Below are 13,038 nucleotides of genomic sequence, written 5' to 3'. Positions count from 1 at the left end.
CCCGTGGTACGGACCGGTCCGGTCCGCGGGTCAGGCGGAGGCGACGAGGGCGCCGAGGACCATGCCGCCGATCAGGCCGACCGCGGCGACGACGATCGCGGGCACCGCGAGCCGCTCGTGCCGGACGGCCTTGGCGACGACGGCCAGCACGACGCCGATCACGCCGAGGACGATCGGCAGGAAAAGCAGCGCGACCACGCCGAGGACCATTGCGATGATGCTCAGCACGTTGTCGGTCGCGGTGCGCTCCGGCGCGCCGTAGGACTGCTGTCCGGTGGGCTGGTTGCTGTAGTGCGTCGTCATCTGCCTCTCCTCCACGAGCAGTTGTACCGGGCCGGTCCGGTCGGACCCGCCTTCGACGCCCGGGTGCCCCCGAATCCGGCCCGCACACGCCCATCGGACGGTCCGGGAAGCAGACGGGACCCCTCCGCGAGGCGGGCGGCGCAGCCCAGGACGCCGCGCGGACAGATCCCGGACGCCCAGCGGGAGGTGCGTATACCCCTGCCCCCGGGGGGGCGACGGGGCGCCGCGCCCGCCCGCGACCTGGCGGCCCCGCAGAAGCTGGTTGAAGGGTCGATACGATCGACTGTCTCGAAACGAAAGGTCGACCATGTGGGAAGGCTGCACCCCGGTTCTGGGGACAGAGTCCGAGCCGTCCCTCCGGGAGATCACCGGCTGGGAGATCCCCGGCATCGGCGAGATGGACGTCGAATCCGAGGGGTACCGCACGTCGGTGCTGCCGTCGGACGGGTCCCTCCACGTCGAGCTGGCTTTCTCCGATGCGTACGTGGAGTCCGAAGCGACGCCGTACCGGCGAATCGGGCCTGTGCTCCTGGCCCTCGAAGACGTGCGGTCCCTCGGCGTGGAGACCGTCGGAGCTCCGACGGGCACGTTGTGGAAGCGGGTGCTGCAAGGCGACCCCCGGGACGAGCTGCTGCGCATGGCCTGGGACGAAAACGAGGACGTCCTGTATGTGAGGGACGGTGGCACGGTCCTGAGCTGCCGGGGTGGCACGTGGCACTGGCAGGTCGGCTTCCGACCACCGGCCTGAGCCAGACACCGACTCCGCACCTACCCGCCCGCGACGCTCGCGCAGGGCGAGCGGGCGCTGGTGACCTGCCCGGCCCGTCCTGCGTACCGGCAAGCCCTGGGAGACGGCGGCCACCACCGCGGCCATGCCGTACCCACAGGCGCCCCGTCGTTCGTGGTCGGCAGCTCCCTCGGCAGCTCCCTCGGAATTTTCCTCGGCGACGCGACCGGCAACGGCCGCCCGGCGCACTGCAGTCACCCGCAACGCGCAGCCGTGGTGGCTCGGGGCAGAGGTCGGTGAGATGACCGTCACCACGACGAGGGCGCGCCGCACCCCCTTCACCCGGCCGAGCGCCGCGCACCGCCTGCACCACCCCGTTCACCGTCGACCGCCGCCTCGACGCCGGCACCGAGCCGGAGACCGAAGCCATCCGGGAGCAGACCGTCCGCCGCAGCGCCTGACCGGGAGCACGGCCGAGGCGTCACCCGGACGGTCCGCCGGGCGGGCCGGACCGCGGCCGGTCCGACAGCATGTGATCATGAGCGATGCGGGACACCCCTCCGGTACGACGGCTGCCGACACCGTCCTCGCGGGGCTGCCCCAGACGGCTCCGGGCCTGGCGGACCTCTACCGGGACCTGCACGCCCACCCCGAACTGTCCTTCCAGGAGCACCGCACCTCCGGCCTGGTCGCGGAACGCCTGGGGGCTCTCGGCCTCGAGGTCATCACCGGGCTCGGCCGCACCGGCGTCGTCGGCGTCCTCGCCAACGGCGCCGGCCCGCACGTCCTGCTGCGCGCCGACTTCGACGCCCTCCCCGTCACCGAGCAGACCGGTCTGCCGTACGCGAGCACCACTGACGGCGTCATGCACGCCTGCGGCCACGACATGCACGTCACCTGCCTCCTGGGAGCACTGGACCTGCTCGCCGCCGGCCGCGACTCCTGGTCCGGCACGATCACCGCCGTCTTCCAGCCCGCCGAGGAGATCGGCGCCGGTGCGCAGGCCATGGTGGACGACGGCCTGTTCGACCGGGTCGGGATCCCGGACGTCGTCCTCGGCCAGCACGTCGGCCCGTTCCCCGCCGGCACGGTCGGCTGCCATCCCGGCCCGGCGCTCGCCGCGACCGACGCGCTCAAGGTCACCCTGTTCGGCAAAGGAGCCCACGGCTCGCGTCCCGAGGCCGCCGTCGACCCGGTCGTCATGGCCGCCGCCACCGTGATGCGCCTGCAGACCGTGGTCTCCCGCGAGATCGCGGGCGGCGACACCGCCGTCGTCACCGTCGGCGCGCTCAACGCCGGCACGACGGACAACGTCATCCCGGACACCGCCGAGCTCAAGCTCAACATCCGCACCTACACCGACGAGGTGCGCGCCACCGTCCTGGCCGCCGTCCGCCGCATCGTCGAAGGCGAGGCGGCCGCCGCCGGAGCCCCGCGCGAACCCCTCATCGAGACCCTCGACACCTTCCCCGTCCTCGTCAACGACGCCGGCGCCACGGACCGCACCCTCACCGCCTTCCGCGGACGCTTCGGCGAAGAGCGCGTTTTCGACCCCGGCCCCGCGACCGGCAGCGAGGACTGCGCCGCCTTCGGCACCGCCTCCGGCGCGCCCGTCTGCTACTGGTTCTTCGGCGGTACCGACCCCGCCGCGTACGAGAAGGCGCAGAAGTCCGGCACGGTCGCCCGCGACGTCCCCTCCAACCACTCCCCGCACTTCGCCCCGGTCGTCGAGCCCACCCTCACCACAGGTGTCACGGCCATGACGACAGCAGCTCTCAGCTGGCTGAAGACCAGGTGACCGCCACACCTACAGGCCGGGCGAGGACAGCGGGCAGCCATGACGCCGACAAGCCCCCGGTCTCTGACCGGGGGCGGCCCAGGGAACGGCGAAGCATTCACAGGACCGTCCAGGCCCTGGAACAGGACATCCGGGCCCGGACCGGACCGCCGCCTGGAACACCGGTCCCGAGCCCTGCGTCTTGCCCCAGAGCGCGGACGAGACCTTCGAACGCCTCGCCTCATGTCCGAACAGAATCCTGGCTCAAAAGCTAGGACCTGCCCGAAGGTTCGCCCCGGAGCGCCGGGAGCAGGCCCGCGACCCTGTCGAGCTGTTCGTGCTGGGCGCGCAGGTCCAGGGCGCCGAGGCGGACGACGACGTGCCGGGCGCCGGCGGCGGCGTACTGCGCCAGCCGCTCGCGCACCTCATCGGCGGGGCCCGTGACGACGGCCTGGACCTTCTCCAGCTCCTCCAGCGGCATGCCGTACGTGGCCCGCGCGTAGGAGTCCAGCGCGCGCCGGCCGCGCTCGGCGTCGTCTTCGACGCGCACCGAGACGAACAGCGCGGGCGTGACGTCTCCGGCGGCGCGTCCGGCTCCGGCCGCCGCCGCCCGGACCGTACGGAGCCCGCGCGCGTAGTCGCCGGGATCGGGCGGATAGGGCAGCCAGCCGTCGTACGAGCGGCCGGTCCGGGCCAGGGCCGCGGGAGCGGCCCCACCGAGCCAGACGGGCGGCCCGCCCTCCCGGTAGGGCCTCGTCACGGCCGGGATGCCGTCGAACCGCAGGAACGCGCCGTGGAAGGAGTCCTCCCCGTCCCACACCGCCCGCCACAGGGCGACGGTCTCGTCCAGGCGCGCGAAGCGCCCGGCCCACGGCAGCTCGGACAGCGTATAGAGGGGCCGACCGAAGCGGCCGGGGAAACCGGCGCCGACCGTCACCACGAGCCGGCCCCCGGACAGCAGGTCGACCGAGGCGAGGGACTGCGCGGCCTGCACCGGCCGGCGCAGGTGCGGCAGCAGCGCCGCCGTCCCCAGCGTCACGGTCTGCGTCGCGGGGGCGAGCGCGGCCAGCATGGTCAGTGCCTCGATGCGCGGGCCGATCAGGGTGTCGTTGACGAAGAGGGAGGAGAAACCGGCCCGTTCGGCCCGGCGCCCGAAGGCGATCAGGTCCCGGGGGTCGTCGGCCGGTCCCCACTGGGCGGATCCGGTCGGAAGCAGTACACCGATGTCCATGCCGGGGATCGTCGCGGGCGCCGGCGGCCCGGCTCAATTCCCCCGGGGGAATGGCCCGGAAGCCCGCCCGCCGTTACAACAGGACCGTGGACTTCCCCCGCGCCCTCCGCGAACACCGCGCCCGCCGCCGTCTCAGTCAGCTCGACCTCGCGCTGCGGGCGGGCACCACCCAGCGCCACCTCAGCTTCATCGAGTCCGGCAGGTCCGCCCCCGGCCGGAACATGGTCGTGCGCCTGGCCGACTCGATGGACCTGCCCCTCCGGGAGCGCAACGAACTGCTGCTGCGCGCCGGTTACGCCCCCGCCCACCCGGAGACCCCGCTCGACGGACCGGCCCTGGCCCCGGTCCGCACGGCCCTCGCCCACATCCTCCGCGGACACCTCCCCTACCCGGCCCTGGTCGTCGACGGCGGAGGCGGCCTGATCGCCGCCAACACCGCTTTCGACCTGCTCGCCGAGGGCGCCGCCCCCGAACTCCTCGGCCCGGGCGCGAACGTCTACCGGCTCGCCCTGCACCCTCTGGGCATCGCGCCCCGCGTCCTCAACCTCGCCGAGTGGGGCCGCCACGTCCTGGCCCGCCTCGGCCACCTGGCAGAACTCCGGGACGAACTCGCCGGGTACGTACCCGCTCCGGACCCGTCCGGGACGACCCTCGGATTCGCGGTGCCGCTGCACCTGCGCTCCCCGTACGGCGAACTCCGCCTCATGACGACCGTCACGAGCTTCGCCACCGCCGTCGACGTGACCCTCTCCGAGCTGAAGCTCGAAGCCTTCCTCCCGGCCGACCCGGCGACAGCCGACGCTCTCCTGGAAGCGGCAGCGGCATCGACTGAGTGACGTCATGGCGGTTTCCACCGGCCGGGGAGACGGCGAGCGGGGCGCCCTGGCCGAGCCACCCGAGGCCCGCGCCGCATGAACGCCACCGCCTGCCGCCGGTCGGAAAATCAGTGGCAGGCCCGGCCTGCCCGTGGTGAAGATCGCGGCATGCCCCACTTCCTGGAGACCGACCGGCTCGTCCTGCGCGCGTTCACGGCGGCCGACATCGACCACCTGCTCGCCCTGGACAACGACCCCGAGGTCATGCGCTTCATCAACGGCGGCCGCCCCACCAGTCGGGAGGCGATCGAGACGCGGACCCTGCCGCGGCTCCTGCACGACTATCCGTGCTGGGAGACCCGCGGTTACTGGGCCGCGCAGGAGAGGGGCACCGGCACGTTCCTGGGCTGGTTCGAGTTCCGGCCGCTGGAGGAGCGGAGCCCCGCCGTGGTCGAACTCGGCTACCGGTTGAACCAGGCGGCGTGGGGGCGTGGCTATGCCACCGAGGGGTCCCGGGCCCTGGTTCACAAGGGGTTCGCGGAACTAGGGGTGGAGCGGGTCACCGCGAACACCATGGCCGTCAACGCCCGCTCCCGCCGCGTCATGGAGAAGTCGGGCCTGTCCTTCGTCCGGAATTTCACGGGGGACTGGCCGGAGGCGATCGAGGGCTCCGAGCACGGCGAGGTCGAGTATGAACTCACCCGGACCCAGTGGGAGCAGCCTCGATAGACGTCAACGGCCCGATCCGGAACTTTTGACGATCACTCCGGTGGTCGGCCGGCCTGCACGGACACGGAGAGCGTGACGGCTTCGGGGCGATTGCGGACCGGCCGCAGGGTGAGTTCGCCGCGCGCTTCGGGGGTGGTGCCGACGAGGACGTCCGTACGCCCTTCGGCGTCGCCTCGCCGCTCGGCGTGCGTCGCTTCGTTCCAGACCTGATGCCGAAGGCGCCGCGGAAGGGGGAGGCGGTACGTGCACGTGCGGCTCCCCGTGGTCCCCCTCGCGGGCCCGTGGAGCGCCGCACGCGCACGGAAGCGACCATAAATGCTTATGGTAGCCATTTTCAATAGGGTCCGCTCCGTCCGACCGGGATGCCCCCACCGGCCGGACGCGGGGCGGGTCCGGTGTCTACCAGGAGGACTTGGTCACCCCCGGCAGGAACCCCGCATGCGCCTGCTGTCGCGTCCGCACCCGCGAGAGCCCGAACTTGCGCAGGTGGCCGCGGGGGCGCCCGTCGACGCTGTCGCGGTTGCGCACGCGGGTGGCGCTGGCGTCGCGCGGCTGCCGGCCCAACTCGGCCCGGGCCGCCTCGCGTTCTGCCGCGGTGGAGGAGGGGTGGCGGATGACCTCCTTGAGCTCCGCCCGGCGGGCGGCGTACCGCTCGACGGTCTCCTTGCGCTTCTCGTTCTGCGCGATCTTGCTCTTCTTCGCCATCAGACCTTCCCTCCTCGCGCACGGATGCGTGCCACGGCGGCCTCGATGCCGATCGTGTCCACGGTCCTGATCGCCCGGACGCTCAGGACGAGGCGGACGTGCCGCCCTTCGCTCGGCAGCCAGTAGCGCTTGCGCTGGACGTTCGGGTCGAAGCGGCGCGAGGTGCGCCGGTGCGAGTGGGAGACGGTGTTGCCGAAGCCGGGCTTGGCGCCGGTCAGTTGGCAGTGGGCCGACATGGATGCGGCCGCCTTTCTCGCCGGGGGGCGTATTGATAATGGAAATCGTTCCCATATAGTAGCCCCCATGGCACGCAACGAGATCCGCCCGGTCGTCAAGCTCCGCTCCACGGCGGGCACCGGGTTCACCTATGTGACGCGCAAGAACCGGCGCAACGACCCCGACCGGATGGTCCTGCGCAAGTACGACCCCGTCGCCCGGCGCCACGTGGACTTCCGCGAAGAACGCTGACCCCGCACCCCGTCCCACCCCTGAAAGGTCCCGCCATGAAGCCCGGCATCCACCCCGCCTACGAGCCCGTCGTCTTCCGCGACTCCGCCTCCGGCACCGCTTTCCTCACCCGCTCCACCATGACCAGCGACAAGACGATCACCTGGGAGGACGGCAACACCTACCCGGTCGTCGACGTGGAGATCTCCTCCGCGAGCCACCCCTTCTACACGGGCACGGCACGCGTGCTCGACACGGCCGGTCGCGTCGAGAAGTTCCAGCGCCGCTACGGAGCCCGCTGATGGAGCGCGAAGGGAGACTGCCCGTCGTCATCGTCGCCGGGCTCCACTCCGAGGCGCGGGCCGAGGTCGTCGACCGCCTCCTGCGGTCCGTCCCCGGCAGCGTGGCGCTCCACCACGACCTGGCGGGGGCGACCGACGGCAGCGTCCTGCGGCTGATCCGCGACGCCGACGGCGTCCTCTCGCGCGGGGAGACGCCCCTGGTCGACGACTGCGCGTGCTGCGCCCTGCGCGAGGACCTCGTACCGGAACTGCAGCGGATGGCCGACGGCGGCCTGATCCGCCTCGCGGTGGTCGAGCTGTGGGACTCGGTCGAGCCGAAGACGATGGCCGAGGTCATCGCCGCCCACGGCGGGGACCGCCTGACCCTGACGAACGTGATCACCGCCGTGGACCCCGCCCTCGTCCTGCCCTGTCTCGCCAACGGCGACGACCTGGCCGAGGCCGGACTCGCCGCGGCCCCGACCGACCGGCGGACCGTCGGCGACACCTGGGCCCGGCAGCTGGAGTACGCCCCGGTCCTCGCCGTCGTCGACAGCGACGAGGCCGACGACGAGGACCGCGTGCTCCTCGCCCAGCTGCATCCCACCGCGCTGCGCGTGCCGGCGGCCTCCGCCGAACTCGCCCGCGTCGCCCTCGCCGGCTTCGACGTCGAGGCGGCGGCCGCCGCCCAGCACCCCGCGTGCGCGCTGCTGCCCCAGGAGGCGGACGAGGCCGGCGTCACCACCTTCGTCTGGCGCCGCCACCGCCCGTTCCACCCGGAGCGGCTGTACGAGGCACTGGAGGACCTGTGCTGTGCGGCGGCCCGCAGCCGCGGCCGGTTCTGGCTCGCCGACCGGCCGGACACCCTGCTCGCCTGGGACGCGGCCGGCGGCGCGCTCTGCGTGGAGAGCGCCGGCCCCTGGCTGGCGTCGCTCCCGGACGCCGCCTGGGAGATGGTCCCGCCCGTGCGCCGCGCGGCGGCCGCCCTGGACTGGCACCCGGAGCACGGCGACTGCTGCCAGCACCTCGTCTTCACCTCGCCCGGCCTCGACCGCGACGGCCTGGAACGCCTCCTCGACTCCTGCCTCCTGACGGACGCGGAGTACGCGTCGGGACGCGAGGCGTGGAAGCACCTGCCCGCCGCCTTCGACACCCTCCTCGATGCCGTCTGACACCCACCCGTACGCCCGTCCACGGCCCGGCCCGGCCGTGACGGAGCCCTTTCCGCAAGGAGACCCTGCCATGGCCCGACGCCAGGACCCCCGCAAGCCCGTCAAGTCCCGCCCCAACCCGCTCGACGCGGCCGGCATCACGTACATCGACTACAAGGACACCGACCTGCTGAGGAAGTTCATCTCCGACCGCGGCAAGATCCGCAGCCGCCGCGTCACCCGCGTGACCGCCCAGCAGCAGCGCGCCCTCGCCACCGCCATCAAGAACGCGCGGGAGATGGCCCTGCTGCCGTACTCCAGTCGCTGACGGACCCACGCGACGGTCCGCTGGAGGTACCGGCGGCGTGGAGGGACGACCATGGTGACCGTCGTTTCGCTTCCCGCCCGGCGAGGTCGCATCCGTGACGTGCCGCATCGCTCACCCGACGTGTCGCTCGGAGCCTCCTGGCCCTGACACGGCGGACCGACCGCCCCGCCCCACATCCCTGTCGCTGTTGACGGAACGGGAGGCCCGAGGCGATGCGGCTCCGCCGGGTTCCCGCCTCAGCGCGAGTTCGCCCGCCTCCACGCCTCGGCGATCTTGATCGGGACGCGTCCGCGGTCGGGAAGGTCGTATCCGTGGGCATTGGCCCAGTCCCGGATGACACGTGTGCTGACCGGTGGCAGAGCGTCCGCGGCGGACGCGCCGCTCGCGAGAGCCGACGGGGTGAAAACGGGAGCGTGGTCGAGGAGGTCTTCGGGAAACATGGGGACGCTCGTGGTCCCGCTGAGGACGCTGACGAGGAACTCGGTCAAGGAGCCGTCGTAGGTGAACCAGGGTGCGCCCAGGGCTTCGCTGACGGCGACGGGCCACTCGTCCGGGGTGCCGGCGGGCCGGGTGACCCAGAAGAGGTGGTCCCCGTTGTCGGTGACTCCCATGGCGAGAAGGTCCTCGGGGGAGTGCGGGAGTCGCCAGGGGCGTTGGGCGGCCCGCCGGACCTCCTCGATCTGCCCGCGCAGCCGCGCCGGCATGGGGCCGGTCAGATCGGTCCATTCGCTGGGGGCATGCGGCTGGTAGAGGGTGATGAACCCGGAGAACTGACCTGGTCCGTACGCGGTGACGAGCTCCTTGTAGTCCTGGGGCAGCCCCTTGCCCAGCATGCTTTCGACCCGCAGCCAGTCGGGGGAGGGGCGAGCGGCAGCAGGGGGCGGGCACAGCCCGGTCAGCGCGGTGAGAGCGGTCATCTGTTCCCTCTGTGCTCAAGGACGGCGCCGGGGCGGGGCCCCAGACGGACAGGATCGCCGGAGAAGCCTTCCTGGTCGAAGAACAGACCTCCGCCGTGGTCCTTACTTCGTGCCATGGGACCTTCGTGCCATGGCACGTGGTCGAGCAAGTCTTGCAGGGCTGCACACCTGCCTGTCGGTTGGCCGGACCCGGAGACGACGCGGAGGAACCGACCGCAGTCGCCGAGGCGCCGGACTGGCTGGGGCAGACGTTGACAGTGCCCTCCCAGGGCACCCGAATCGAAGGTGCCGCCGCGCCCCCACGTCTTCAGATCAAAGGCTGAGAGCGAAACCTGCTGCAGAGTCACAGGTATTCATCCTGCGCCCCTTGGACACGAGCCGCGGCCGGACCCATGGGCCCGGCCGACACCTGAAACGGCCGTCGCGTCCGCCGATTGCCTGCCGCCGCGCCTGGCCCACAAGGCGGCCAGGCGCGTGACGGGGAGCGTGAGGGAAGCGGTGGCGACAGCCACGAGGTCTACCGCGTCCATGGCACCGATGCCGTGGGCCCGGCCCTGTGGCCCCGGCGCTGTGGTGGACACTGCCGCAAAGTGACAGACCGTGGTCGCCGCTGTACGCCACCGGGGCGAGGGCCGGGCGCCGCCGTGCCGAAGGAGCCCTGCTAGGCGGCCGGGGTGAGTTCGGGGCGGCCGAACAGCAGCGCGTACCCGCCGGGGAGGCCGCGGAGGATGCGGGTGGTGAGGTCGGGGCCCGCGTAGGCGGCGACGGCGGCGAAGACGGAGCCGGTGTCCCACCGGGTGGTGGCCAGGGAGGCGCCGGAGCGGGCGGCGAGGTCCTTGACGAAGGCCCAGCCGGTCAGGGGCTCGGTGTCGGGGATCTGCACGGTGAGCACGCGGGCGGCCTCGAAGGGCAGCCGGGCGGCCAGGTCGACGCGCTCGTCGCCGGTGAGCTGACGCCCGAGGCCCGAGAGGACCAGGTGGACGGCTTCCTCGGCTCGCTCCCGGGTGGGGTAGGCCCCCTCGTAACGGACCTTCTCCAGCATCTGCTCGTACGCCGCCCCGTGGAGGTTCGTGGGAAGGGGCGTGGGCCGGTCGGTCATCACTGGGGTGGTCGCCTTTCTCGCTGTCGCCGGTGCGGGGCACCGGGGTGGTCGGTGGCCAGGTGTTCTGTGGTCAGGGGGACGGTGGTCGGGTTGTCCGGGGGCGGCCGAAGAGGAGGTCGTAGCCGGTGGGGAGCTGGAGGAGGACCTGCCCGGTCAGGTCGTCGCCTGCGGTGTCGGCGACGGTGGACAGGACCGCGCTGACGTCCCAGGTGGCGGTCTGTTCGGTGGCGCCCTCGATCCAGGCGGCGGTGGCCCTGACGAACCGTTCCGGTGTCAGGGGTTCGGCGCTCTGGAGGGGGTTGAGCAGGATCAGGGCGAAGTCGTCCGGCAGGCGCGCGGCCAGCCGGGCGCGGACGTCGCCGACGAGGTGGGCGCCGAGCAGGGCGAGTACCACCCGGGCGGCCCGGTCCGCCTCGTAGAGAGTGTCGTACGCGCCCCGTTCCCGGACGAGGTCGAGGAACGCCTCGCGTCGCAGAGCCATCGTGCTCGCCTCCCGTTCTCCTTCTCCTCGGAGTGCGGACGGGCGCGGAGACGGACGTGAGGGGGAGGGGCGGACGGGAGGCGGGCGGATGAGGAGCGCGGGGGTCTCCGCCCGCCGCACGTCCTGCCCGCCCCGTCTGCGCCGTCCGCCTCGCCCTTCCCTTCGGGGCCGCCCGGCCCGCTCCTCCGCGTCTGCCCGGATGGGTGTCAGGTGGGTGTCACCGGACGGTCAGCCGGAGATCTCCTTGCGGCCCGTGTCGCCGCCGACGGCGATCCTGCGGCGCTTTGCGCGCTCCGCGATGGGGATGCGCAGGGTGAGGACACCGGCCTCGTAGTGGGCGTCGATGCGTTCGGTGTCCAGGGTGTCGGCGAGCACGATCTGGCGGGAGAAGGCGCCCAGCGGCCGCTCGGACAGCTCCATCTGCACGTCGTCGGCCTTGGCCGGCGGCCGCCGCTCGGCCTTGACGGTCAGCATGTTCCGCTCGACGTCGATGTCGATCGCGTCGGCGGTGACGCCGGGGAGGTCGAAGGCGACCACGTACTCGTCGCCCTCGCGGTAGGCGTCCATCGGCATCGGGGAGGGCCGGGACCAGGTGGCGGGACCCATCAGCTGCTGGGTCAGCCGGTCGAGTTCACGGAAGGGATCAGTGCGCATCAACATGGAAAACACCTCCAGAGGGTCGGGCAGTGACTGCCAATGCGCCTCACGGAAACCGTTGTAACATGTCATCCAATGGATGACAAACTCAATGTCGTCCATTGGATGACAACCGAGGAGTCGCCCGTGAACCCTTCCGACCAGCCGACGGCGTCCGGCGCCGGCGCCCCGGAGCCGGGGCCGGGGCCGGTGTCGTTCCTCGCGACGTCCGAGGCCCTCCGGGCCATCGACCGGGCGCTGCGGGCCGCCGGCGACGGACCCGCCGACGCGCCCGGCACCGGCCCCGCTCCGGCGCAGGCCCTGGACTCGCTGCTGCTGCTGCGACAGGTCCGCGAGCAGCTCGCCGGGTGGGAGACCGGCCTGATCGAAGCGGCGCGCGACGCGGGCGCCAGCTGGGCCGAGCTGGCCGGTCCCCTCGGCGTCGCCAGCCGCCAGGCCGCCGAGCGCCGCTACCTGCGCGGCCGCCCGGGCCCCGAGGGCTCCACGGGCGAGGAGCGCGTCCAGGCCACGCGCCGGCAGCGCGCCGACGATCGCACCGCGGCCGACTGGGCCCGTGAGAACGCCGCCGACCTGCGGCGCCTCGCCGGCCAGATCACCGCGCTCACCGGCCTCCCGCCCGCCGCCCGAGGCCCGGTGGGCGAGCTCCACGCGGCGCTCGCCCACGACGATCCGGCCGACCTCGTCGCTCCTTTGGCGGCGACCCGCCGCCACATCGCCCCCACCCACCCCGAACTCGCCGCCCGACTGGACGCGTTGACTCCCCCCTGACCGCACTGCGGTCACCGGAGCGGACCCCGGCCCAGGCCTCCGTCCTCGAACCCCGGGCTCCTGGTCCCGGGCTCCCGGCCCCGGAATCCCGCTCCGGCGGGGGAGGCGGGACGGCGCCACCGATCAGGGTCCGGAGGCCGGCGGGACAGGGGGGCAGAAGCTTCAGCAGGCCGTGCGGCGAGGACTTCGTCGTCCGGACGGCCGCCACCCGGCCCACCGTGGCGGGCGGTCCCTTCACCCGCTGGTCGGTCCGCAAGCACGAACTCGGGCTCGCTGTCCGCCCCGACCGCGCCCCGGAGAACGGCGGAGCCGTCCTGGCCCTCGCCGATGTCGAGGCAGACGCTGCCGTCCACGGGATGTACGCGGTGGGAGGCACCGTGCCCGACCGTCTCCGGCTCGCAGCGGGCGAGAACCGCACCGCTGCCGGCATCGTGCACGACCCACTGGTCCCCGCCCCCTCGGCCCGCCATCGTGTCCGGCCGGTGGACCCACACCGTCCGGCCGTCCAGGGGCAACGCGCAGCCGGGCCGGTGGCCATGGCGTACGCGGGAGCGCGGTTCGAGGTCCGAGGCCCGCACGAGGTCGCCGGCGCGAGTGAGGCGGACCACCCCGTTCGGCG

17 protein-coding genes are annotated in these 13,038 nt (G+C 73.0%); 9 read left to right on the top strand and 8 right to left on the bottom strand.

Translation table 11 applies throughout. From position 1 onward, the window contains the following. Positions 1-30: 30 nt before the first annotated feature. Positions 31-303: a hypothetical protein gene (locus IE326_RS34210; protein WP_150233301.1), complete on the bottom strand. Its 273-nt coding sequence runs from the start codon at positions 301-303 to the stop codon at positions 31-33. Between the two features lie 307 nt (positions 304-610). Between IE326_RS34210 and IE326_RS34205 the strand changes: the two genes are divergently transcribed. Both IE326_RS34205 and IE326_RS34200 read left to right on the top strand, forming a co-directional pair. Next, positions 611-1,051, top strand: coding sequence for a hypothetical protein (locus IE326_RS34205; protein ID WP_190044349.1), 441 nt, complete (start codon positions 611-613; stop codon positions 1,049-1,051). A 517-nt stretch (positions 1,052-1,568) separates the two neighbouring features. After that, positions 1,569-2,828: an amidohydrolase gene (locus IE326_RS34200; protein WP_190044348.1), complete on the top strand. Its 1,260-nt coding sequence runs from the start codon at positions 1,569-1,571 to the stop codon at positions 2,826-2,828. Positions 2,829-3,078: 250 nt separating this feature from the next. Here the strand turns inward: IE326_RS34200 and IE326_RS34195 are convergent, their stop codons facing one another. Further along, positions 3,079-4,038 (bottom strand): LLM class flavin-dependent oxidoreductase, encoded by a 960-nt coding sequence (locus IE326_RS34195; RefSeq protein WP_190044347.1) that lies wholly within the window; start codon positions 4,036-4,038, stop codon positions 3,079-3,081. 86 nt (positions 4,039-4,124) lie between these two features. Here IE326_RS34195 and IE326_RS34190 point away from each other — a divergent pair, with 86 nt between their 5' ends. Together IE326_RS34190 and IE326_RS34185 are read left to right on the top strand one after the other, a co-directional pair. Then, the gene (locus tag IE326_RS34190) at positions 4,125-4,874 is read left to right on the top strand and encodes a helix-turn-helix transcriptional regulator (protein ID WP_190044346.1); all 750 of its coding nucleotides are present in this window, start codon (positions 4,125-4,127) and stop codon (positions 4,872-4,874) included. A 147-nt stretch (positions 4,875-5,021) separates the two neighbouring features. After that, positions 5,022-5,582 (top strand): GNAT family N-acetyltransferase, encoded by a 561-nt coding sequence (locus IE326_RS34185; RefSeq protein ID WP_190044345.1) that lies wholly within the window; start codon positions 5,022-5,024, stop codon positions 5,580-5,582. A 399-nt stretch (positions 5,583-5,981) separates the two neighbouring features. Here the strand turns inward: IE326_RS34185 and rpsN are convergent, their stop codons facing one another. Together rpsN and rpmB are read right to left on the bottom strand one after the other, a co-directional pair. Then, complete coding sequence (gene rpsN / locus IE326_RS34180) at positions 5,982-6,287, bottom strand: 30S ribosomal protein S14 (RefSeq protein WP_190044344.1); 306 nt, start codon at positions 6,285-6,287, stop codon at positions 5,982-5,984. Continuing rightward, positions 6,287-6,523 carry a 50S ribosomal protein L28 gene (gene rpmB / locus IE326_RS34175; RefSeq protein ID WP_150233284.1) on the bottom strand — a complete coding sequence of 79 codons (237 nt, stop codon included), beginning with the start codon at positions 6,521-6,523 and terminating at the stop codon, positions 6,287-6,289. Before rpmB ends, rpsN begins: the two co-directional genes overlap by 1 nt. 67 nt (positions 6,524-6,590) lie before the next feature. Here rpmB and rpmG point away from each other — a divergent pair, with 67 nt between their 5' ends. The 4 genes from rpmG to rpsR all read left to right on the top strand — a co-directional run bounded on the left by rpmG (position 6,591) and on the right by rpsR (position 8,494). Continuing rightward, positions 6,591-6,755, top strand: coding sequence for a 50S ribosomal protein L33 (gene rpmG / locus IE326_RS34170; RefSeq protein WP_030036050.1), 165 nt, complete (start codon positions 6,591-6,593; stop codon positions 6,753-6,755). A gap of 35 nt (positions 6,756-6,790) precedes the next feature. Further along, positions 6,791-7,036 carry a type B 50S ribosomal protein L31 gene (locus IE326_RS34165; protein ID WP_150233282.1) on the top strand — a complete coding sequence of 82 codons (246 nt, stop codon included), beginning with the start codon at positions 6,791-6,793 and terminating at the stop codon, positions 7,034-7,036. Further along, positions 7,036-8,187 carry a CobW family GTP-binding protein gene (locus IE326_RS34160; RefSeq protein ID WP_190044343.1) on the top strand — a complete coding sequence of 384 codons (1,152 nt, stop codon included), beginning with the start codon at positions 7,036-7,038 and terminating at the stop codon, positions 8,185-8,187. The genes IE326_RS34165 and IE326_RS34160 overlap by 1 nt, the downstream gene beginning before the upstream one ends. A gap of 70 nt (positions 8,188-8,257) precedes the next feature. Then, the gene (gene rpsR / locus IE326_RS34155; protein ID WP_150233278.1) at positions 8,258-8,494 is read left to right on the top strand and encodes a 30S ribosomal protein S18; all 237 of its coding nucleotides are present in this window, start codon (positions 8,258-8,260) and stop codon (positions 8,492-8,494) included. 236 nt (positions 8,495-8,730) lie between these two features. Here rpsR and IE326_RS34150 read toward each other — a convergent pair whose 3' ends face one another. The 4 genes from IE326_RS34150 to IE326_RS34135 all read right to left on the bottom strand — a co-directional run bounded on the left by IE326_RS34150 (position 8,731) and on the right by IE326_RS34135 (position 11,654). Beyond that, positions 8,731-9,411 (bottom strand): Lsr2 family DNA-binding protein, encoded by a 681-nt coding sequence (locus tag IE326_RS34150; RefSeq protein ID WP_190044342.1) that lies wholly within the window; start codon positions 9,409-9,411, stop codon positions 8,731-8,733. A 661-nt stretch (positions 9,412-10,072) separates the two neighbouring features. Next, the gene (locus IE326_RS34145) at positions 10,073-10,510 is read right to left on the bottom strand and encodes a DUF2267 domain-containing protein (RefSeq protein WP_150233276.1); all 438 of its coding nucleotides are present in this window, start codon (positions 10,508-10,510) and stop codon (positions 10,073-10,075) included. 73 nt (positions 10,511-10,583) lie between these two features. Continuing rightward, positions 10,584-10,994 (bottom strand): DUF2267 domain-containing protein, encoded by a 411-nt coding sequence (locus tag IE326_RS34140; RefSeq protein WP_190044341.1) that lies wholly within the window; start codon positions 10,992-10,994, stop codon positions 10,584-10,586. Between the two features lie 228 nt (positions 10,995-11,222). Then, the gene (locus IE326_RS34135) at positions 11,223-11,654 is read right to left on the bottom strand and encodes an Hsp20/alpha crystallin family protein (protein ID WP_030763701.1); all 432 of its coding nucleotides are present in this window, start codon (positions 11,652-11,654) and stop codon (positions 11,223-11,225) included. 123 nt (positions 11,655-11,777) lie between these two features. On the opposite strand from IE326_RS34135, the gene IE326_RS34130 reads away from it, so the two are divergent. Then, positions 11,778-12,419 carry a type III effector protein gene (locus tag IE326_RS34130; RefSeq protein ID WP_190044340.1) on the top strand — a complete coding sequence of 214 codons (642 nt, stop codon included), beginning with the start codon at positions 11,778-11,780 and terminating at the stop codon, positions 12,417-12,419. Positions 12,420-13,038: the final 619 nt, after the last annotated feature.

This window comes from Streptomyces filamentosus, from assembly GCF_014654895.1.
In the GTDB taxonomy this organism is placed as follows: domain Bacteria; phylum Actinomycetota; class Actinomycetes; order Streptomycetales; family Streptomycetaceae; genus Streptomyces; species Streptomyces filamentosus.
The sequence above is the reverse complement of the archived record's forward strand: the minus strand, read 5'-3'. Positions and strand labels throughout refer to the sequence as shown.